The organism is Hahella sp. HN01 (assembly GCF_018986435.1).
Taxonomy (GTDB): Bacteria; Pseudomonadota; Gammaproteobacteria; order Pseudomonadales; family Oleiphilaceae; genus Hahella.
The window spans coordinates 237,483-257,624 of sequence record NZ_JAHMIN010000002.1; the positions used below are offsets into that span (position 1 = coordinate 237,483).

General features: G+C 57.6%; 20 protein-coding genes. 7 read left to right on the top strand and 13 right to left on the bottom strand.

Features of this window, described 5'->3' with window-relative positions:
• Positions 1-63 precede the first annotated feature (63 nt).
• The 4 genes from KP814_RS03390 to KP814_RS03405 form a co-directional block, all read right to left on the bottom strand.
• Positions 64-396, bottom strand: coding sequence for a hypothetical protein (locus KP814_RS03390; RefSeq protein WP_216735429.1), 333 nt, complete (start codon positions 394-396; stop codon positions 64-66).
• 112 nt (positions 397-508) lie between these two features.
• The gene (locus tag KP814_RS03395; RefSeq protein WP_216735430.1) at positions 509-1,645 is read right to left on the bottom strand and encodes an ABC transporter permease; all 1,137 of its coding nucleotides are present in this window, start codon (positions 1,643-1,645) and stop codon (positions 509-511) included.
• Positions 1,639-2,568: an ABC transporter ATP-binding protein gene (locus KP814_RS03400; protein ID WP_216735431.1), complete on the bottom strand. Its 930-nt coding sequence runs from the start codon at positions 2,566-2,568 to the stop codon at positions 1,639-1,641. Before KP814_RS03400 ends, KP814_RS03395 begins: the two co-directional genes overlap by 7 nt.
• On the bottom strand, positions 2,561-3,529 hold the full coding sequence (locus KP814_RS03405) for an HlyD family secretion protein (protein ID WP_216735432.1): 969 nt from the start codon (positions 3,527-3,529) through the stop codon (positions 2,561-2,563). The genes KP814_RS03400 and KP814_RS03405 overlap by 8 nt, the downstream gene beginning before the upstream one ends.
• A 248-nt stretch (positions 3,530-3,777) precedes the next feature.
• On the opposite strand from KP814_RS03405, the gene KP814_RS03410 reads away from it, so the two are divergent.
• From KP814_RS03410 to KP814_RS03425, 4 genes are all read left to right on the top strand, one after another.
• A complete protein-coding gene (locus KP814_RS03410; RefSeq protein ID WP_216735433.1) occupies positions 3,778-4,221 on the top strand; it encodes a hypothetical protein in 444 nt (147 codons plus the stop codon).
• Between the two features lie 72 nt (positions 4,222-4,293).
• Positions 4,294-5,334 (top strand): selenide, water dikinase SelD, encoded by a 1,041-nt coding sequence (selD, locus tag KP814_RS03415; RefSeq protein WP_216735434.1) that lies wholly within the window; start codon positions 4,294-4,296, stop codon positions 5,332-5,334.
• Positions 5,335-6,474: a tRNA 2-selenouridine(34) synthase MnmH gene (gene mnmH, locus KP814_RS03420; RefSeq protein WP_216735435.1), complete on the top strand. Its 1,140-nt coding sequence runs from the start codon at positions 5,335-5,337 to the stop codon at positions 6,472-6,474.
• A gap of 42 nt (positions 6,475-6,516) precedes the next feature.
• Positions 6,517-7,866: a triacylglycerol lipase gene (locus tag KP814_RS03425; protein WP_216735436.1), complete on the top strand. Its 1,350-nt coding sequence runs from the start codon at positions 6,517-6,519 to the stop codon at positions 7,864-7,866.
• Between the two features lies 1 nt (position 7,867).
• Here the strand turns inward: KP814_RS03425 and KP814_RS03430 are convergent, their stop codons facing one another.
• Positions 7,868-8,494 (bottom strand): YopT-type cysteine protease domain-containing protein, encoded by a 627-nt coding sequence (locus tag KP814_RS03430; RefSeq protein WP_216735437.1) that lies wholly within the window; start codon positions 8,492-8,494, stop codon positions 7,868-7,870.
• Positions 8,495-8,804: 310 nt separating this feature from the next.
• Here KP814_RS03430 and KP814_RS03435 point away from each other — a divergent pair, with 310 nt between their 5' ends.
• Complete coding sequence (locus KP814_RS03435; RefSeq protein WP_216735438.1) at positions 8,805-9,020, top strand: hypothetical protein; 216 nt, start codon at positions 8,805-8,807, stop codon at positions 9,018-9,020.
• A gap of 55 nt (positions 9,021-9,075) precedes the next feature.
• Entirely contained in the window at positions 9,076-9,504 is a 429-nt protein-coding gene (locus KP814_RS03440) for a hypothetical protein (protein ID WP_216735439.1), read from the top strand.
• Positions 9,505-9,541: 37 nt separating this feature from the next.
• On the opposite strand, the gene KP814_RS03445 is transcribed toward KP814_RS03440, so the two are convergent.
• Positions 9,542-10,360 carry a DUF1186 domain-containing protein gene (locus tag KP814_RS03445; RefSeq protein ID WP_216735440.1) on the bottom strand — a complete coding sequence of 273 codons (819 nt, stop codon included), beginning with the start codon at positions 10,358-10,360 and terminating at the stop codon, positions 9,542-9,544.
• A gap of 122 nt (positions 10,361-10,482) precedes the next feature.
• Entirely contained in the window at positions 10,483-10,896 is a 414-nt protein-coding gene (locus KP814_RS03450; RefSeq protein WP_216735441.1) for a hypothetical protein, read from the bottom strand.
• Between the two features lie 19 nt (positions 10,897-10,915).
• Here KP814_RS03450 and KP814_RS03455 point away from each other — a divergent pair, with 19 nt between their 5' ends.
• On the top strand, positions 10,916-11,293 hold the full coding sequence (locus tag KP814_RS03455) for a hypothetical protein (protein WP_216735442.1): 378 nt from the start codon (positions 10,916-10,918) through the stop codon (positions 11,291-11,293).
• A gap of 73 nt (positions 11,294-11,366) precedes the next feature.
• Here the strand turns inward: KP814_RS03455 and KP814_RS03460 are convergent, their stop codons facing one another.
• The 6 genes from KP814_RS03460 to KP814_RS03485 form a co-directional block, all read right to left on the bottom strand.
• Positions 11,367-11,942, bottom strand: a complete 576-nt coding sequence (locus tag KP814_RS03460; RefSeq protein ID WP_216735443.1) for a YceI family protein — start codon at positions 11,940-11,942, stop codon at positions 11,367-11,369.
• A 453-nt stretch (positions 11,943-12,395) separates the two neighbouring features.
• A complete protein-coding gene (locus tag KP814_RS03465; RefSeq protein ID WP_253938125.1) occupies positions 12,396-13,019 on the bottom strand; it encodes a hypothetical protein in 624 nt (207 codons plus the stop codon).
• Between the two features lie 24 nt (positions 13,020-13,043).
• Entirely contained in the window at positions 13,044-13,571 is a 528-nt protein-coding gene (locus tag KP814_RS03470) for a hypothetical protein (RefSeq protein ID WP_216735444.1), read from the bottom strand.
• 212 nt (positions 13,572-13,783) lie between these two features.
• On the bottom strand, positions 13,784-17,362 hold the full coding sequence (gene pulA / locus KP814_RS03475) for a pullulanase-type alpha-1,6-glucosidase (RefSeq protein WP_216735445.1): 3,579 nt from the start codon (positions 17,360-17,362) through the stop codon (positions 13,784-13,786).
• 321 nt (positions 17,363-17,683) lie between these two features.
• Entirely contained in the window at positions 17,684-18,943 is a 1,260-nt protein-coding gene (locus tag KP814_RS03480; RefSeq protein WP_216735446.1) for an ABC transporter substrate-binding protein, read from the bottom strand.
• Positions 18,944-19,460: 517 nt separating this feature from the next.
• Complete coding sequence (locus tag KP814_RS03485; RefSeq protein ID WP_216735447.1) at positions 19,461-20,048, bottom strand: cysteine hydrolase family protein; 588 nt, start codon at positions 20,046-20,048, stop codon at positions 19,461-19,463.
• Positions 20,049-20,142 lie beyond the last annotated feature (94 nt).

A 20,142-nucleotide genomic window follows, 5' to 3' on the forward strand; every position in this document is an offset into this window, starting at 1 on the left:
AAAAGTACCTCGACAAGTGCGTTACACCTTGGCGTAACGCGCTGACGGATCAACTTTGCGGGTTTATTGTTGCAAGGCCAGAATCATTCCGCCGCCGACCGCCAGGCTGATAAGCATGCCCAGGGCGGGAGCGTAAAACTGCGGTTTTTTATAGTGCTTGTACAGGTTGATAAGAATCAGCGCGACGAAGGCGATCAAGGCCAGTGACAGGGCGGGAATCGCCAACGGCTTGAACATGACGGAGGCGGTGCCGGCGATCACCAGTCCTGCGAGGAAAACCAGCCCCATTTTGGCGTCATGAAAAAAGATCTGCATGAACATGAAACTCGCGCTGGCGAAGAAGATCACGAACAGGACGGTGAATAGATTGAGGTTGGTTAAAACTACTTCGGACATGTGCATTCCACGCGCTGGTTGGGCTGAAGGTCTGGTGCGAGCCCGACGATCATAATCCACCCTGACGAAAATGCAATTCCGGGTAAGGGGTATGTGGAAGCATCCGCCATCTCTAATCCAGAGTGCGCCGGTACCGGCGTAAGCCAATCGCCATCATCACTGCGGTGAAGGCCAGTAATGGCCATAAGTGCTCCCAGGCGGCCATCCATTCATTGCCTTTCAACAATAAGCCGCGAATAAAACGCAGGAAATGCGTCAGCGGCAGCGCTTCGCCAATAACTTGGGCCCATTGCGGCATGCCGCGAAACGGAAACATAAAGCCGGACAGCAGGATGGACGGCATGAAAAAGAAGAACGACATCTGCATGGCCTGAGCCTGATTACGCGCAACGCTGGAAATGGTGATGCCGACGGTGAGGTTGGCGAGGATGAACAGCAACACGCCGAGCATCAGCAGTAAAGCCGAGCCCAGCATTGGCACATGAAACACCCACAGGGCTGCGGCGAGAATAACGAGCACCTGAATGTAGCCGATCAGGATATAGGGCGTGATCTTGCCGACCATGACCTCCAGCGGCTGCACCGGCATGGCCAGCAGATTTTCCATGGTGCCGCGTTCGTGCTCGCGGGTGATGGCCAGGGAGGTCATCATGATCATCGTCATGGTCAGAATCACCCCCATCAGGCCGGGCACGATGTTGTACTGGGTGACGCCCTCAGGGTTATAGCGGCGATGGATATCGATGGAAAACGGCGCGCCTGCGCTCTGCAAGGAGGCCAGCGGACCGTTGAGGTCATGAGCCAGGGCGGTGTTGGGAATCTGTTTGATCGCCGCCAGGGCGTTGGAGGTAGCGGCGGGGTCGGTGGCGTCCGCTTCCAGCAGCAGGCTTGGGCGTTCTCCGCGCAACAGGCGACGGGTAAAGTCGGCGGGAATGTTGATAACGAACTGGGCGGCGCCGCGGGCCAGTATTTCGTTGGCGGTTTGCTCGGAGTCGGTAATCTCGGTGACATTGAAGTAACGGGTGTTGACGATGGCCTGGATGATGCTGCGGGTATAGGCGCTGCTTTCCGCACTGCGCACCGCCATGGGCAACTCCTTGGGGTCCGAGTTGATGGCGAAACCGAACAGGGCGAGCTGAATCAGGGGAATGCCAATGATCATAGCGAAAGTCAGCCGGTCGCGGCGCAACTGAATAAACTCCTTGGCGACCACCGCCCACAAACGGATGGGAGAAAGGAGCGTCACCATCTCTTTTCCTCCGAGCTGCGCATCAGCTGAATAAACACATCTTCCAGCCGTGGCTGGGTGCGCTCAGGATTGACGCCTTCCTGCTCTGCGAACGCGCTCAGGTCCTGCTCCAGTTGCTGGGCGTCCGTGCCGGACACAAACAAACGGGTTCCAAATGGCGCCACCTGTTCCACCGCGTTGATACGCTTGAGCTTTTCCGCCACCTGATGAATGTCGGCGCTTTCAATGCGCCAGGTGGCCAGTCCGGAATCGGCGATCAGAGACTGGGGCGACCCTTCGCCCACCAGGTGGCCGTAAGCAATATAAGCGAGGCGATTGCAGCGCTCGGCTTCGTCCATGTAGTGCGTGGACACCAGCACGGTGACGCCTTCATCCGCCAGGCGATGGATCTCCTCCCAGAAATCCCGCCGCGCTTCCGGATCAACCCCGGACGTAGGCTCGTCCAGCAGCAACAGCTTGGGCTTGTGCAGCATACAGGCGGTCAGCGCCAGTCGTTGTTTCCAGCCGCCGGACAATTCCCCCGCCAGTTGCGTCTGGCGGCTTTTCATCCCCAGATTATCCAGCGCTTCGTCCACCGCTTTGCGGCGCTCCTGCAAATGGTACATGCGGGCGACGAACTCCAGATTCTCCCGCACGCTGAGGTCTTCATAAAAGCTGAAGCGCTGGGTCATGTAGCCGACCTGGCGCTTGATATGACGGGCTTCCTTGATAATGTCGTATCCGAGACAGCGGCCTTCTCCCTCATCCGGCGTGAGCAATCCGCACAGCAGGCGAATGGTGGTGGTTTTGCCGCTGCCGTTGGGGCCCAGAAAGCCGAAAATATCGCCCTTGTATACACTGAGGCTGACCTTATCCACCGCCACCTTACCGCCGAAGGACTTCGACATGTCCTTGACCTTGATAATCTCCTCGCGGTTATTCATGCGCATTCAGCCCGGGCGGCGCTACGTCCACGGGTTGCCCCGGATGCAGTTGCGGCGACCGGTCTGCGGCGGGCCAAGCTTTCACCAGATACACAAACTTGTCCCGGCTGTCTTTGCTGTAGATATAGGGTGGCGTGAATTCCGCGTTGGGGCTGATATAGCGCACGGTGGCCATAAACGGCGCGCCGCAGCCGTCACAATGGACGCTGACCTGATCACCGGTTTTTATTGCATGCAGCGCCGTTTCCGGGACGAAAAAGCGCACGTTGATCCGCTCCGGCGGCAATAGCTCCACCACGGGCTGTCCGGCGGGCACAAATTCACCCGGGCGATATAGCACCTGCCGCACCAGCGCCTGCGTCGGCGCCGCCTGTTGTTTTTGCTGCAGACTCCAGCGCGCTTCCCGCAGGCTGGCCTGCGCCGCCGCCACTTGCGCCTTGGCCGCCTCCAACTGGTCGGAACGGGCGGCGAGACGGGCGGAATTCAGTTGCGCTTCAATTTCCTGAATCTGGCGGAGATTACGTGTGTGGGCGGTCTCCGCTTCGTCCAGGCTGGAGCGGCTGGCCAGTTTGTTGGCGTATAGATCGCGCGTGCGCAGCAGCTGTTTGGAGGAGAGTTCGGCGGCGGCCTGGGCTTGTTCGTATTGGGCTTCGATCACCGCCAGTTCCTGTGGCCGTTTGCCCTTCTCCAAGTCCGCCAGTTCGGCGCGGGCGCGCTGTAATTGCGCTTCGGCCTGTTGCTCCGCTGCGCGCTGAGGCTCATCGTCAATACTGAACAGGTGGGCGTCGGCGCTGACTTGATCGCCTTCCTCCACTGCAATCTCAGTGAGCGCGCCAGCGGAGGGCGCTGCGATGAATATTGAATCGCCTTCGACATACCCCTGCCAGTGTTCGCTCGCGGCGGAGTCGCAGCCTGTCAGCGCCAGCAGAGCCGCCAGCACGGCAAAATGTCTGTAATCCATTGTTCAGCTCCTTGAACCGGAATAGGCGCCGCCTTGGGGGAGAACCGCGACGGCGATCGACTGTGATCAGCATCGCTCGTTGTAACTGTTTGATCAATACAGACTTTTGACTAACCTGGAAAAATTTGACGTAAATACGTCCCGGCTGTATCAGAACTTACTCTGCCGATGCGCGACTGTGATAGCCTAGTCGCCGGGCAGGCACCCATGCGCCTTTTACCCTTCAGCCTTCAAGGAGTGATTTTTTCGTGTACGAAATTCTCGACGCTATCGCCGACAGTTATAACCCGTTGCTTGGTCTGGTGACGCTGATGCTGTTGGGTTACACCCTGTGGCGTCGTCGCTGGGCGGCGGCAGGCCGATTGTCGCTGACGCTGTTTGGCGGCCTGGCTATCGCCTACACGGTGCGGTGGGTTGATCACACCCTGGATATATGGCCCGCGCTGGGTATGGATTACAGCACGCACTCTGCTGTGGCGATCGTCATCTCTCTCAGCCTGATCGCCGCCGCGCCGCGATTGCGTGTTGCCGCCTTGATCGGGTTGCTGGGATACGCATTGCTGATGCTGTATCAGGAGTATCATAGCGTCGCCGATATCCTTTCCACCGCTCTGGTCATTGCGCCCTTCTGGTGGTGTGTGTTTTTGCTTTCCCGCGCCGTCTCCAGGGAAGTCGCGACGCAGTCAGCATAGCAGCGCTCAGCGCTGTGACAAGGCGCCTGCGAAGACCTATCATACGTCCTTCCATCGTCAACGGAGGGGCGTATGCAAGACGCATCGATCAAGCTCACGGAATTCAGTCACGGCGCTGGCTGCGGCTGTAAGATTTCTCCTGCAATTCTCGACCGTATTCTTCTTTCCCAATTGCCGCCCATCAACGATCCCCGGCTGCTGGTGGGCAATGCGTCGAAAGATGACGCCGCCGCCTATGATCTGGGCGACGGGCGCATCATTCTCAGCACCACGGATTTTTTCATGCCCATCGTCGACGATCCGTTCGACTTTGGACGCATCGCCGCCGCCAACGCCATCAGCGATATCTACGCCATGGGCGGCGAGCCTTTGATGGCGGTGGCCATCCTCGGTTGGCCGGTGAATACCCTGCCAGCGGAGATCGCCCAGCGCGTGGTGGAAGGCGGACGCCACACCTGCCATGAAGCGGGAATCATGCTGGCGGGCGGGCACAGCATCGACGCGCCGGAGCCCATTTTCGGGCTGGCGGTCACCGGCTCCACCACACCTGCACACCTCAAACGCAACGACGCCGCTGTCCCCGGCAGTCTGCTCTATCTCACCAAGCCACTGGGCGTCGGCGTGCTGACCACCGCGCAAAAGCAAAAGAAACTTCAGCCGCAACACGCTCACTTGGCCCTTGAGCAAATGTGCGCGTTGAACCGGGTCGGCGCGGAGGCGGCGCGCTTGACGGAAGTCTGCGCGATGACTGACGTGACAGGGTTCGGGCTGATGGGGCACCTGCTGGAGATGTGCGAAGGTTCCGGACTGAAAGCGCAATTGAATTACGCCGCTATTCCCCGCTTGCCGCCAGTGTTGGACTACATTCAGCAAGGCTGCGTTCCCGGCGGCGCGCGACGTAATTTCGATAGTTACGGCGCGCGTCTGGGAGAGATGACGGAGGAACAACGTCTGTTGCTCTGCGATCCCCAGACCAGCGGAGGACTGCTGATCGCTGTCGCCCCTGAAGGCAGAGACGCGCTGGAGCGCATATTGAAGGACGCCGGCATCGCGCCTGCGCTGATAGGGACTTTGCAGGCCTATCGCGACGGGCCGCGCATCGAGGTGGCGTGAATGACCGAATCAGGTGACAGACAGGATACGGACGACTACCTCAATGTGTTCCTGTCCGGCGCGCCGCTGCTCGACACCCGCGCTCCGGTGGAGTTTCACAAAGGCGCTTTTCCCGACGCCGTTAATCTGCCGCTGATGACCGATGACGAGCGGGCGCAGGTGGGAAGCTGTTATAAGCGTCATGGCCAGCAGGCGGCGATAACGTTGGGACACCGGCTGGTGCATGGCGAGGTGAAAGAGGCGCGGGTGCAGGGCTGGCGGGAGTTCGCGCAGCGACATCCGCAGGGATATCTGTATTGTTTTCGCGGTGGTCTGCGTTCCAGTATTTGTCAGCAGTGGCTGGCCGAAAGCGGCGTGGCGTACCCTCGTATTCTGGGTGGATACAAGGCTATGCGACGCTTTCTGATTGAGTCACTGGAAAGGATTTGTCAGGAAGCCCGGTTCGTTCTGCTGGCGGGACATACCGGCGGCGGCAAGACTGACTTGCTTATGCGCCTTCAGGGAGCGGTGGATCTGGAGCGTCTGGCCCATCATCGCGGTAGCGCCTTTGGCCGTCGTGCTGAAGGGCAGCCCTCACAAATCGACTTTGAAAACGCCCTGGCGGTGGCGGTATTGCGCCAGCGTCACGGCTTTGCGGACGCGCCGCTCTTGCTGGAGGACGAAAGTCATCTGATTGGTCGCTGCGCATTGCCGCAGTGTCTGCGGCGGGCCATGGCGCAAGCGCCGCTGGTGGTGGTTGAAGTCGCGCTGGAACAACGAGTGGAGCACAGTTTTCGTAACTATATTCTGCATAAATTGCACGAGTGGCGACGCAGCCAGGGCGAGGAGGAAGGCTTTGAGCGTTTCGCCGACGATCTGCGTCAATCAATGTTCAACATCCGCGCGCGTTTGGGCGGGCTGCGCTATCAACAACTGAGCGAGATGCTGGAGGCGGCGCTGGCGCGGCATCGGCGGGGAGACCCCGCTTCGCATCGGGATTGGATCAGACGTTTATTGGAAGACTATTATGATCCTATGTACGCCTATCAACTAAACAAGCGTGCGGAGCGTATTTGTTTTCGTGGGGATGCGGCGGCGGTGTGCGATTATTTCGCGCACGCGTCGGCAACGATGACGACTTCGAGGGACGAGCGACTTTGACCGACGTGTAGCGGTCGCAATGCCGAAGGGCGGGAGAGAGCGATGGCGGACAGAGAGACAAAACCTCTGGATTGGCGACGTTGGGGCGGCCTCGGGCAGGCGGCTCTGAACGGCGTCTTCGGCGATTATCTGGCGCGACGGGGCAATCCGTTGGCGATTGAGATGGACTTCTATCATCAGCGACGGCCATTGCCGTTGGATGAGACGCTGGCGTTACGCTCCGGGCTGGTGCTTTCCAACAAAATCGTCGTCCTACTGCATGGGCTCACCAACCTGGAAAGCATCTGGGATATCAAACCCCGGCAGGCCGAGGCGGTTATGGAGCCCAAGCCGGATAATTATGGCTTGAGGCTGCAACGTGACTTCGGATACACCCCCCTGTTTTTGCGCTACAACAGCGGGCTGCCGGTGCAGGAGAACGGACTGCGCTTTTCCCAGTTGATGACGCGTTTGTTCGCCGTTTATCCGCTGGAGATTGACGAAATCATTCTGATCGGTTTCAGCATGGGCGGACTGGTGATGCGCAGTGCGCAGAAATCGGCGGATCTGTCCGACGCACCCTGGTTGCCGAGACTCAAGCGCTGTTTCTACATTGGATCTCCGCATGAGGGCTCGCCTTTTGAACAGATGGGGCATCGTTTCAGCGCATTGGTGCGCGAGTTTCCCCGGGATTACATCAGTCAGTGGGCGGATTGGATCGACGGCCGCAGCGAGGGCATCCGCGACCTGCGCGAGGGGCTGGACCCGGCGCCGTCGGCGACGCCGGGACGCGGCTTTTATCCCGGCGCCAGACACTGCTTTATCAGTGGTTCGGTGTCCCCGAAAAACGGCAGTCTCATTAACAAACTGGTCGGCGACAGTCTGGTCACCCAGACCAGCGCCCATCCCCGCGCAGCGCCGGCGGACAGCCGCTTCGCTCATTTCGAGGGCGTGCCGCATATTCCCCTGGCGCACTGCAATCGCGTATACCGCCAGATTCAGCAATGGTGTGAAGAAGACGCGTCCCAAGGAAGCGCGCAGCCGTTGCGACAAACCATTTCACTGACGCCGGTTGCGGCACCTGAGGCGGCGGTGTGGCGAGACGGGCGGCTGGCGGCGGGCGTGGTGGATTTACTGGCGGATGGATATTTGCAAACGGTGGGCGCGGTGGAATCCATGCACCGGGCCATCGCTCGCGATCCTCATGAGGTGCTGGCCAGAATACCCATTGTGCGGCCCGTGGCGAGAGTGGTGGATGAGACCCACAAAGGCGTCGCCGGCGTTGTATACGGTTCGCTGAAATTAGGTGGGAAGCTGGTGCAGGGGGGAACCCGGTTTGTCGCCGGGCGCTGGGGCGGCAAGAGGCCGGATGGACGCCGCCAGGAAGACGACGATCCGACCGTCGACGAGTAAATCAAATCGGCGCCACGCACTTCACCATATGCGAGGTGACGGTTCCGCCGTAGTACGTTCTGAATTTACGGAACCACTTATGGAATTCCGCTTCCGGCACGTGAAACTCACCGTAGTTGGGATCGAACACGACGATAGTGGCGTCATTGGGAACGAGCTGTCCCTGGCGACCGGAAACGGAGCGGAAGAAGCCAATCGTGTGCGCGCCGTCGGCGCCGACTACCTTCATCGGAAACCAGAAAGAATAGATGTAACCGGCGTATTGCGGCGTCATCAGCGCGCTTTCCAGCCAGCGCTGACTGAAGTGAGAGTAGTCTTTTAGAAGCGCGACTTCTTTCAGGCCGCGTATCTGTATCATCAGTTTGTCCGCCATCTTGTAGGAATTGCCGCCTTCTCCCCAGCGATCCCCAAAGGCCTTCTGCAGCACCGGGTTACCGGCGCCGGAACGCACTCCTAACTTCGCCATCCGCTGCTTGGCGCGCGTAATGTCGCCGTTGTCCTGAAACATCAGGCTCAGCCAGTTGATGGTGAAGTTATGGCAAGCGCCCTCCGAAGCGGCCTGAGATCGTCCCGTCAGTCCCGACATGGCCACCGTCTGGTCAAACTCCGCTATCCTTCTGATAATCATGACTACCTCTACTACTCAAAAAAAGACGATGCGCGTGGAGTCAGCCTGACGGCGTCACTCAGCGCGCAAAACTTCGACTTGGGGTTTCTGAGGAAGTTCCTAAGCGAATGAAAAATAAGCGTTAAATAAATTTAATAGTGATCAATTAACTTGGGTGTCTATGGGTGCTTTTAATTGGATAGAACTGCAAGAGCGCTGTCCCGCTTGCCAGCAGGTAACGAAAATTCATGCTCAAACCCACATGTGCTCCGACTTTGATGGGGACGAGTCAGGGCGCTTTTGCGATCGGACCTATCAAGTTGGGCAAAGAATGGCGTGGTGGTCCGCCTCCGACCCCAGGTTTAGCGAATGGAATGCTGGCCGCACCGCCATAGGGGATGACCATCGGGATCTCGAATGCTGTTACAGCACTTGCGCCTCCTGCAGCGCAAGCTTGTATGTCCTGCTGGCTTTTAACGCTTGCACGCCGAGCAAAGTGATTGAGATAGGTCTGGAGGAACAATGGCCGAAGGAGCACTTGAGATAACCCTCTAGGTTTTGGCCAGCTCATGCTCGTGGATGTATTGCAGAGAGATAAAGTGATGAACGATAAAGATGTTTTTTTAAAAACCGCAGCGGAAATAAGCGCTATGAACGCCTGTGATATGGCGTCCGTCTCCAGCAATAAAGCGGCGCTACAGGAGAAGCTGGCGTTGATGAAGTCTGTGATGAGCGAGGAAGGCGTCAGGTTTTGGGATGATTTTCTCTATGAATGCGAGGAGGCGACGGAGGATCTGGAGCTGGAGGAAGACTTTGAGGGCTGGGACCGCAGGCGTTTATCGCGATTTATGGCTGAGACAATTCATGAAAGCGGAGTGTATAACCTGCTCGGCTTTCCTCAGGAAAAAACGGTTGACCTGTTCCATTCAGAAACCTTGTCGGGTGATGAGATCGAAGACTTCTACGAGCACATCGAGAAAGTGCAGTGGCGCATTATGGAGCTGTGCGTGGCGGAGCGTATGACGGCCTGACATCTATGATCAGTCAGGCCGATAGCAAGAGAATTGCTTAACTCACCCCACAACACTTTTTGTATTTATGGCCGCTGCCGCATACGCAGGGATCATTGCGGCCGATTTTGCGATTGATGGGAAGCGGTGGCGGTTCGGGCTCTTCCTGTTGGCGTTGCGCGCCATATTCTTCCAGGTCCAGCAGCTCTTCGATGCTGAGTCGGGGCGTGGATCGCTCTTTGCGGAAGCCCAGGCTGATTTCCGCATCCTCCAGATCGCCGCCGCAGATCAGGTCCACGCAGTTGTGCGCATATAACCGGCGGATGCCGTCGATGGCTTGAGTGGCGTTCAGCTCCAGCAGGCGCGCTACCAATATGCCGTTGAGGACTTTGGCGGCTCGGTTCGGAAACTCCATGTATTCGCGGAAAATCTCCACCACCTGATCTTTGTGCGCCGGTTGCGCGACGGCGATAGCCGCCAGCGCCTTGATCGCCAGTGCGGGAATCAACTCGTCTTCGGCGGGCTCCTGCAGCTTCCTCGCCAGCGGCGCGATGGCCACGGGACCGATCATGGCGAAGGCGCGATGAATTTCCGACAGGGCCCAGTCCTGAATGTAGAGAAAGTCGAAACTGTGCAGCAAAGGCATAACGGCGCGTTCCGCCTGTAACTGCCCCAGCGTACGACAGGCGTGCAACGGAGCCCATGACAGGCTGCTGTTTTCGTCTTCGAGATTAAGGCTCTCATCCGTCAAAACCTGGATAAGTTCGGGGATGTCATCCTGGTTAAAACCGTACTGCGCCACGTAGTCCGGCCAGTCGAAATCTTTGGGAGGGCCGATATTCAGCAAGGCTTTGATTTTAGGATTATTCGTGATCATAAAATGCGTTGGTTCCAACTTATCCTTCGGTCGGGAATAAAAGGGCGTTGCGCGCAATTGAGTCGCGCCCCGAAAAAGTGCTTAAATGCGCGGCGGAAGGATATCAGGTGAGATCGCGACGCTTAAGTGGAAATTGCAAACTTCAACAACGCGGATGCGGAAGCATGCCCTAATCGATCAGAAAACCGGCGCAGCAGGCTGTTTTGGGCGGCGACGCTGAGTTCCGCACTGGCGCATTTGGGGTTTTTGTTATTACCTTCGCTGGAAAAATCACCGGCTCCGCGAGCGCAAACCTCCACAATCAGCGTCCAGCTGAATTTTTCCACAAGTCGTCCGCAGGCCCCTGTAGAGCCCTTGGCTGAGCCGGAGACTCCCSCGAACGATACGCCGCTGGCGGAATCCGAGCCCGCGCCGCCAGCGACCGCGCCTCCGCCAAGCCCTAAACCGCCGCCAACGAAGCCCGCCGAGCCTAAGCAGAGCGTCGCTAAAGCGCCAACGCCCACCACTGAACCTGAGACGCCGCCGACACCGGACACACAGCAAAAGAAGCCTGTCGTGACGACCCTGAGAGTGCAGGACGTCCCAGCCGAAGAACCACCAAAGAAAAGGCTGCTGGATAGCGCCCTGGGATACGTCCGCGACAATGCGACGGCTGATGACGATGAGGCGACGCCAAAACGTTTTAACCGCCGTCTGGATCAGGCGCTCACGGACGCCAAAATCTATAACCAGGAGGGGGAATACCCGCCTGACGCCGTGGAGAGCTTTCAGGACAGCGCCGGGCGCCGTTTCGTTAAAGTGCAGGGAGGCGGTTGCTTTGAACTGGTGGCAGGGGAAATGAACCGGCGCAAAGGCGACGTCTGGTACTTTTCCGACGGTTGTGGAGGCTCCGATGACGATAAAATCAAAATCGACTTTAAGAATCTGAATTAGGAAGGGGTGTTACGGCGTGGCCGAATAAACGCAGAAAGCGTGATCCCCCGCCTGGGCGGGGGATGCGGCCGCCTTATTTGGCGTCAAACGTCAAATTGAAGGTGACGGGAACGGAAATGCTGATGGAAGGCAACTTGGCGAGATCCTTCAGCTTCATGACGCCGTCTTTCAGAGCAAAATCCGCCGCGTTGATAACCAGCGGCTGCAGCGTGGAAACCACGACCTGCTTGTCGGAGACGCGATTGATCACGACTTCGGCTTTCACTTCTTTCTTCACATCGTGCAGTTCCAGAGAACCGTCAATGCTGGTGATGATAGACGCGCCGGGAGTGACTTTTTTCAGCAGCTCAGGATCGAGTTTTACGCTGTAGGTCGCTTTCGGGAACTGTCCGGTCTGGAAAAGCTCTTTCTTCATCCGCTCATTACGGATGTCGATGCTGGTGGCCACGCTGTTCAGGTCGATTTCCAGTACGGCGTCGCCCGCGTCGCTGATGCTGCCGCTCAACTGACCGAAGTGGTGCACTTCCGCCACGTCGGTGGCCTTGATGGAGACAAAGCTTAACTTAGATTCTTCGTTGTTCAGCTGCCAGCTTGCGAATACAGAGCTGCTGATGCAACACAAACCCGCCAATAACCATTTTGCTTTCACGTTTTCACCTCGCTGTGAATGTATAAATTAATCCCTGGTTTCGGAACGTAACTGGGGATGGGTACTGCAAAAGGCGGTTACTGTACCAGAAAATGACCTGGATTAAATAAAGTAAAAATATAAAGCTTTTGTTAAATTTTACTAATATTCAATGGGTTGCAAGACAGCTTGTTACTTTTTTAAGACGGATTAGGCAAGATGAAACGACCCTCTGAAGGGGCCGATTAGAGGCGCGGCGCTTTCTTAAGTCGGTCGGGAAAAAGGAGTAGCTCGAAAAAATGTAGGTTGGAAAAGCGAAGCGCCTTCCAACGCTGCTGAATAGCCACTGATCCGTTTCCAAGTCAGTATTAAGTTGGCGGTTGTGAAAAACGGGGCGTTGGATGGCGCGTTGCTTATCCAACCTACGTTTCTCTAAGACCCTGGTTTCCCAGATCGCATTGAAAGAAGAAAATACTATGGGCACTGGAATGGGTGTTTATCCAAATACTCTTCTAATCCGAACTGATTTTTCCCTTCCAGCGCGTCTACTTTTAACCCGACATAGTAAGACTGGTATGTCACGCTGCAGGGAATGCTTGCGTCTGAAATAACCCCAACGCCGCCGCCAAAAATTGTAAGCTCAGGATCGTTTCTATTTTCGGGCGTATCATGCAGGCTCGCTGTCCATCTTCCTTTAATTTCTACGCGCTGGCCGTCTTCCTCGACGTAGTAATATTTTATGTCTTCTGCGGCTATCCAACCTTCGTTAAGTTCCCCTTGGCTTAGCAAAACGCCTGATGGGGGAATTTCATAAACCCGACTCTCTTTCTCATGCCTGACAGGCTCTCCAGCAGGCGTGTTAAACAGGATATAAAACTTACCCACAAATTTATCAGGCAGTAGATAGATTTCTGGTTCTGGCGGAGCCGCTTTTTCTCCGCAGGCGGCAATAAGCGACATGGCAGTCAGCAAGAGACAGAGAGGTAATTTATTCATTAGCTTTGGGTATCGATACTGGGTGACATGCAGTATTTTGGAGAAGGTGGTCGTCTTCAATGGACTAAAAGCAAGCCGCCGCTTGGCCGTTGTTGGCGTCAAGCGTGAAAGGCTTGCCTGATGAAGTTATTTCATCGGGCACTGGAATGAGTGCTTATGCAAATACTCTTCTAATCCGAACTGATTTTTTCCTTCCAGCGCGTCTGCTTTCATCCCGACATAGTAATACTGATATGTCACATCGCAGGGAATGCTTGGATCTGAATAAACTCCTGCGCCGCCGCCAAAAATTGTTAGCTCAGGATCGTTTCTGTTTTCTGGCGTATCATCCAGGCTCGTTGTCCATCTGCCTTTAATTTCTACGCGCTGGCCGTCTTCCCCGACGTAGTAATATTTTACGTCTTCTGCGGCTATCCAACCTTCGTTAAGTTCCCCTTGGGTTAGCAAAACGCCTGATGGAGGAATCTCATAAACCCGTCTTCCCTTCTCATGTCTGAGAGGCTCTCCAGCAGGCGTGTTAAACAGGATATAAAACTTACCCACAAAATTATCAGGCAATAGATAGATTTCTGGTTCTGGCGACGCCGCTTTTTCTCCGCAGGCGGCAATAGGCGACATGGCGGTCAGCAAGAGGCAGATGGGCAATTTATTCATTGGCTTTGGGTATCGAGTCAGGGTGACGTGCAGTATTTCGGAGAAAGCCGTCGCCTTCAATGGACTAAAAGGCATAACGCATACGTAGGCGAAGAAGGGGCGAGGATAAAAGACTGAGAAAAGAAGTGGTTGGCCTGCGAGGAAAACAAACCGACGCTTGAGCCATTGCTGGCGCCAAGCGTCGGATGGAATGAATGGCTTGTCTGAAGAGGTTACTTCATTTCAGCCACAGTGGCAGTGGTCAGGGTCAGTGTGGTCGCATCTTTGTCGGATGCGTTGAAGCGGAAGGTGACTTGGCTTTCTTCCGTCAGGGTCAGGCTGAGGTTATCGCCGCCGGCGGTAAGTGCGGCGGTTTCCCCCGGCGTCAGCGTCAGGCCTCCGCCGAAGTTGATGGCGGCCCAGTCCGCATCGGCGWTTTTCAAGCCGTAGCTCCCCGCCGCAAGGGTCAGAGTGGCGACATAGTCGCCATTGCTGCTGAAGGTCAGGGGCGTTTCAGTGCTCCAGCCGTTCATGTCGCCGCGCAGATACAGGGTGGTCGGGCCATACGGTGGAATCGCAGAGGGATCTTTGTTGTCGTAATTCACCGGCAGGCCGGCGCCTTGCGACGCGCCCTGGGGTTTGACGAAGACCGCGCTGGTGAGGGCTGGGGCGGTGAAGCTGTCGCCGCTGCTTGTTGCGCTCGCCGCCACAGGATCGGCGCCGGACGCCTGCGCGTCGATCAGTTGGAAACCGCTGGCGCCGGGGACGGCGATGGTTTGCTGCGCGCCGCTGGCGTTGATGATGACCACGATGGCGTCATGGTTGGGGTCCAGGTCGGTCAGGCCGGTTCCATCGTCGATGGACATGGCGATCAGACCGGGAATCTGGCTTGAACCCACATTATGGAAATCCACCCGTGCTTTGATATCGGCGGAGCTTTCCAGACGGAACAGTTTGCTGCCGCTACGGACGCGCAGGAAGTCGCGGAATACGGCGGCGGCGTCAGTGATCTGTGCGGTGGACGCCTGTGCATTGACGTTGGCGATCACATTCTGGATCAGCGGCCAGTTGGCGCCGTCTTTGTCTTCCCTGGGCAGACCGACGTTCCAGTTATTGTCGGTGTAGCTGAAGTCCACTTTATTGAACCAGTCGCCGGAGTCGTAACTGTCGCGCTGCATGGATTTGGAGCGCAGGATGTCCGATCCCATGTGCAGGAACGGCACGCCCTGACTGAGCAATGGAATGCTGAGCGCGAGCATTTGCATGCGCACGCGATCCTGGGCGCTGACGTCCGAAGCGGCCTTGTATTGGTTGTTATCCCACAGGGTCTGGTTGTCATGTTTGGAGACATAGTTGATGGTGTCGGCGGGATCTTTCGCATAGGCGGTGGGCTGCCCGTTGTAATCCAGGTTGGAGCCGACATTGGTGGCGTCGGACGCGTCTACCAGTACGAAGTCGGTGAGGTTGCCGGCCATGCCGACGCGGATGTTATCGCTCAGGTGCAGCAAGGACGATTTCTCCGCCTCGGAACCGCTGTTAAGTTCGTTGGGCAGGTTATACAGCCCGTTGGCGAAGCCCTGGTTGGCGCGCAGGCTGTCGGCGGAATCGAAGGGGCCGCCGCCGCGAACCGCATCCCGCAGGCGGTCGGTGAAAGTGCCGATCTGGCTGCCGCCGAGATTGAGCTGCGTGGCCTGGACGAAACGGGCGTCGTTTTGCACTTCGCCGAAGTTCCAGCCTTCGCCATAGAAGTAGACGTTGCTGCGCACGGCGCGCACTTTGGCGAGGGCGGACTCGATGCCGGCCTTGGGATGGTGACCCATCAGGTCGAAGCGGAAAGAGTCAATGTGATAGTCACGAGCCCACACCACCAGCGAGTCTTCCATCAGCTTCTGGAACATGGCGGCTTCGGTGGCGGTATTGGAGCAGCAGGTGGAGTTCTCCACCGCGCCGGATTCAGGATTCAGACGCTGGTAATAGCCGGGAACGATTTTATCCAACACTGATTTTTCCGCCGCGCCGGCGGCGTTGGTGTGGTTGTACACCACATCCATCACCACATTCAGTCCCATGTCATGCAGCGCTTTCACCATGCGACGGAACTCCAGAATGCGCGACGTTCCTTCCGGATCATTGGCGTAGCCGCCTTCCGGCGCAGTGTAATGATATGGATCGTAGCCCCAGTTGAAACTGTCCAGCGCCCGCAGATCGTTCATCAAGGCCTGGGCGCAACCGGTGGCGGGATCACAGGCTTCCAGTACGCTGCGCAGCGTGACGGAGTCCGCTACGGTTCCGTCGCCGCACAGAGCGGCCGCACTGTTGAGGGCGCAGAACTCCGCTTTGGTGCTGTCCAGATCGGCGCGGGAGCCGCTGCGCTCATCAACGGTGGCGATGTCGAAGACCGGCAACAGGTGGACATGGGTCAAGCCGGCGTCTTTCAGCGCCTGCAAGTGCGTCATGCTTTCACGGCCAGGCTCGGTGTAGGCCAGGAACTTGCCATTGTAGGCGGCTGTGCCGTTCTTATCCGCACCGCTGAAATCGCGTACATGGGTTTCGTAAATGATGATGTCCTCCGGCGCTGACACGGCGTAAGCGGAGGTGTCGGCGTCTGTGCTCCAGCCGCCCGGTTGCAGGGCGACGTCGCTCAAATCCGCCACCTGACTGTATTCGCTGTTGGTGGAGAGACTGAGGGAGTAGGGGTCGGTAACATCGAAGGTTTCCACGGCGCCGGTCTGGTAGTGGTAGACCTTCACCTCATAGCGGTAGTAGCGGCCGTTGTCGTTCTGATCGCTGGCGAAGGTCCAGACGCCGCTGCTTGGGTCTGCGGCCATGGCGTCGGCGGAAAGCAGGTTCTTATCCGCGTCGTAGCGTTTTACTTTGACGCTTTGCGCGGTGGGCGCCCAGATTTTATAGGTGGTGTTTCCGGCGGTGACTGCGCCCAGTTGCGCGTCCGCTGCGGCGTCCGCATACAGCGCGTCCAACGCGCCGCGGGTCTGCACTTGCGTGGCGCCGCGTAATTCGCCGCCGGCGCTGAATTGCGCCACGATCAGTTGTTCTTTCAGCAACGCTTTGGCGTCGGCGGAGTCGGGCAAAGCCCAGGCGCTGTAGGAGGCCAGATGTGGAAAGCGGGCTTTGACCTGATCGCTCAGGCTGGCGGAGGTCAGTTCTATGGCGTCGCCGCCACTCAGCTCACCAGTAGTGGCGTTCACAGTGATTGCGGCGCTGGCGGAGTGATACAGACGCACGCTGCCGGAACCGTTATAGGCGATGAGGTTGGCGTCCAGCCAATGGGCTTTCGCGCCTTCCAATGCGACGGGAGGGCTCTCCAGCGGGTCAGGGTAGAGCACGGCCACGCCGCTGAAAGAAAAGGCGTCGTCGCCCAGCGTCGCTTTGCTGTAGGTGTGGTCCTGTCCGCCAAGATCCTTGTCGTCGCCGTTGTGCATGATCAGATTGAATGAGGACCAGGCGGCGCTGTCGAAATCCACCACGTAATAGGCTCCGTATTTAGTGCTCACGCCCGTGGCGGGCAACGGCTTGGACCAGCTGGTTTCGCCGCCGCTGATATAGTCGCTGGAGACGAAAGCGGCGCCGGAGGCGTTCCACAGGTGCAATCCCCAGCCTTCGTAGTTATTGTCTTCGCGTTTGTAGTAAATAACGGCCTGGGAGGCGGTGGGAGTGTAGAGGCCATCGTCGCCGTTCGAGGAGCCGTCGCCCTTGTCGCCGCCCCCGTTGGAGCAACCGATCAGGGCCAGAAGTGTTAACGCCAGCAAAGCGCTGACGCCTTGCCTGCAGTTCCATGTAAAACAACGTTTCATAGAGGTACGCCTTTCCGATTATATTTGTTGTTGCTTTGAGTGCGTGTGGTGGAGCTATGCTATAGGCAATACGCGACACCCACCAAGCTGCCGTCCAAGCCGTGCTGGCGTCATATTGTATTTGTTAATCAATGGGTTACGTAGTTTCTACGGAAGGCGTTTAAATCCAGACAGTGAAATTCCCCCCTAAAATCCCCCCTGGAGGAGATGGCGCAGGCTTATCCTCCTTGCTGGCGGCGCAGGTCGGCGTAAAAAAGATGAAAATACGCCCCCGGGGTCATCCCCCGGAGGCGTTGGTAGGCAGTGTCGCCGTCGCGGGCGTCAGTTGATGGCGTAGGAGCCGTAGCGCATTCGCTTGGCCAGAGTGACAGTGGCTTTTTCCGGGCTCATGCCGGGATCGTGCAGGAATTCATGCAACACGGCGTAGAACTCTTCCTGCACCCGCGCGGTAGTGGCCATGCCATGGGCGATGCTGGGCAGTAGGCCGCCGCTTTTCTCCGCCGCCAGAAAATCCGCGCGGCTCAGGCGGGCGCAGTCGTCGAACTGATCCAGGCTGACGTCCATGCGCGCAGGGATGGAGCCTTTTTTCAGATTGAAAACATTCTGGAAAGTCTCGCTCATGATCGCGTCAGCCAGATCCTGCTGGGCGGCTTGAGCGTCTGCGGATTTGAGCTGGAACATCACCAGCGTGTCGATGTTGTAGAGAAACTGGTTGGACGTGCCCGGCATGGGCGCGCAGACGAAATCTTTACCGGCTTTCTGGCCGGCTTTTTCAAACTCGCCTTTGGCCCAGTCGCCCATGAACTGGAACGCGGCCTGACCATTGATGACCGCCTGGGTGGCGACGTTCCAATCCTGGCTCTTCAAGTCGGTCTTGAAATAGGGCTGCAAGCGACGAAACTGCGCCAGCACTTTAGTCATGGTGTCGCTTTTGATAACGCCATAGTCGTTTTCTACAAAGGCCAGACGGTAGAACTCTTCGCCGCCCACCGCCAGCGCGACGGACTCAAACACGGTGGCGTCCTGCCAGGATTGATCGCCATGGGCGATGACCGGGTAGCCTTTGGCCTGAATTTTTTTCGCCGCAGCTTCGAATTCTTCCCAGGTGGTGGGAACGGCGACGCCGACGTCATCGAGAATACGTTTGTTGATCCACATCCAGTTGACCCGGTGCACGTTCACGGGCGTGGAGACGTAATGGCCGCGAAACTTCGCGACGTCCGCAATCACGGGGGGAAGCTTTTCATCCCAGTGCTGCTTTTTCGCCAATTCATCCAGATTCTGCAGAAAACCCAATCTGGCCCAGCGTTCGATATCCGGGCCCTTGACCATGGCGGAGGCGGGCGGTTCGCCCTGGATCACGCGTTTTTTCAGTTCGGCGTTAGCGCTCTCGCCGCCGCCGCCCGGCACCACGAAGTCGCGCCAGGTATGTCCGCGTTTTTTCACCAGATCCTTCAGCACGTCGATGGCGGCGGCTTCCCCTCCGGAGGTCCAGTAGTGCAGCACCTCGACTTCGCCGGCCGTTGCGGCCTGACTTTGCCAGCATAGCGCCAATGAGAGAAGGATCGTTTTCTTATTCATGGGTTTTCTCCTCGTGCGAACTTAAACTGCAGTTCAATAGAGCCACGCTGCTGATTTCCGAAACGACGCCCAACGCCGCAGCCTTTCGGCCCGGCCTCTTAATCGTTTAACGTGCAACGCCCGCACTGCGGCGAGCCCTGGCGCTTTTCCCCGCCTGCCTCCCTGCATTCCGGACAAACTGCAAGTGCAATTCGGGCCGGCGTCCGTACCCGCCGCCGACGCTCCAACAGGAAAAGAGTCGGTCCGGCCAGGTTTGCGCGCTTTGTGCGGCTACCTCCCCACGCTAAAGGGGAAACGGGGAAAAGACTTACGGCTTTTGGGGAATTTCATTCGGGAAAGTAATCTGCAGGCAGTCCATGAACTGTCCATACTGTAAAACGCCGGTCATGTGCGGCGACTCTCTCCATCAGGCGGCAAAGGTAATGAAAAGCGGCGGCAATGCAATCGGAAAATGCGGCCGGGCCGCCTGAATGTGACAGACAGCCCGGTTTTCTGTTTTTTCTTACAGGGTAGGGAGTTAGATCAGATTATGTTGTTGCAGAAAGCTATCCGCTGTCGTGACCTCGGCGAAGAAACCGATAACGCTGGCGAGCATGGCTTTTTGCACATGCTCCGCCGGAACGCTTTCTCCGTCGAGAATAAGGTCGCGGGTGGCGGTGGCGTCGCCGATCAGGGTGACGCCGTAGCCATGCTCAGCCGCGGCGCGCACCGTGGTGTTGACGCACATGTGAGTCATCATGCCGACGATCACCAGATGTTTGACGCCCTGCTTCTCCAAGAGTTGATCCAGTTCAGTGCGAAGGAAGCTGCTGGGGTAGTTTTTCACGACGACGGTTTCATCCGCTTCTGGCGTGACGGAGGCGTGAATCTTTTGCCCTTCCGTGCCGGGAAGAAAAAAGCCGCGGTCGCCAACCATTTCATGCTGGACGTGGATCACCGGCAAGCCGGCGCGGCGGAATCCGCGCAACACGCTGGCGGCTTTCGCTGCAGCCTGTTCGGATTGATGCAGCTCCATGGCGCCGCCGGGGAAGTAGTCGTTCTGGATGTCGATTAACAGTAATGCCGTATTGGGTAGGTTGATCGCGGGCAGATTGGTCGCAGTCATATTCGTCTCCTTTCATCTTCAATTAGGGTTCAGGTAGCCTGCGCCGCCGCATTGTTGATGGGGATTCGGCTGGCTGATCAGGTTGAGGACTATC

What these genes read in the sequence shown, in the direction of transcription:
- selD (WP_216735434.1), top strand. Translation starts at nt 4,294, where the DNA reads ATGCAAGACGCATCGATCAAGCTCACGGAATTCAGTCACGGCGCTGGC.
- KP814_RS03405 (WP_216735432.1), bottom strand. Translation starts at nt 3,529, where the DNA reads ATGGATTACAGACATTTTGCCGTGCTGGCGGCTCTGCTGGCGCTGACA.
- KP814_RS03445 (WP_216735440.1), bottom strand. Translation starts at nt 10,360, where the DNA reads ATGATCACGAATAATCCTAAAATCAAAGCCTTGCTGAATATCGGCCCT.
- KP814_RS03430 (WP_216735437.1), bottom strand. Translation starts at nt 8,494, where the DNA reads ATGATTATCAGAAGGATAGCGGAGTTTGACCAGACGGTGGCCATGTCG.
- KP814_RS03440 (WP_216735439.1), top strand. Translation starts at nt 9,076, where the DNA reads ATGAACGATAAAGATGTTTTTTTAAAAACCGCAGCGGAAATAAGCGCT.
- KP814_RS03435 (WP_216735438.1), top strand. Translation starts at nt 8,805, where the DNA reads ATGGCGTGGTGGTCCGCCTCCGACCCCAGGTTTAGCGAATGGAATGCT.
- KP814_RS03470 (WP_216735444.1), bottom strand. Translation starts at nt 13,571, where the DNA reads ATGAATAAATTGCCCATCTGCCTCTTGCTGACCGCCATGTCGCCTATT.
- KP814_RS03480 (WP_216735446.1), bottom strand. Translation starts at nt 18,943, where the DNA reads ATGAATAAGAAAACGATCCTTCTCTCATTGGCGCTATGCTGGCAAAGT.
- KP814_RS03390 (WP_216735429.1), bottom strand. Translation starts at nt 396, where the DNA reads ATGTCCGAAGTAGTTTTAACCAACCTCAATCTATTCACCGTCCTGTTC.
- KP814_RS03400 (WP_216735431.1), bottom strand. Translation starts at nt 2,568, where the DNA reads ATGAATAACCGCGAGGAGATTATCAAGGTCAAGGACATGTCGAAGTCC.
- mnmH (WP_216735435.1), top strand. Translation starts at nt 5,335, where the DNA reads ATGACCGAATCAGGTGACAGACAGGATACGGACGACTACCTCAATGTG.
- KP814_RS03485 (WP_216735447.1), bottom strand. Translation starts at nt 20,048, where the DNA reads ATGACTGCGACCAATCTGCCCGCGATCAACCTACCCAATACGGCATTA.
- KP814_RS03425 (WP_216735436.1), top strand. Translation starts at nt 6,517, where the DNA reads ATGGCGGACAGAGAGACAAAACCTCTGGATTGGCGACGTTGGGGCGGC.
- KP814_RS03395 (WP_216735430.1), bottom strand. Translation starts at nt 1,645, where the DNA reads ATGGTGACGCTCCTTTCTCCCATCCGTTTGTGGGCGGTGGTCGCCAAG.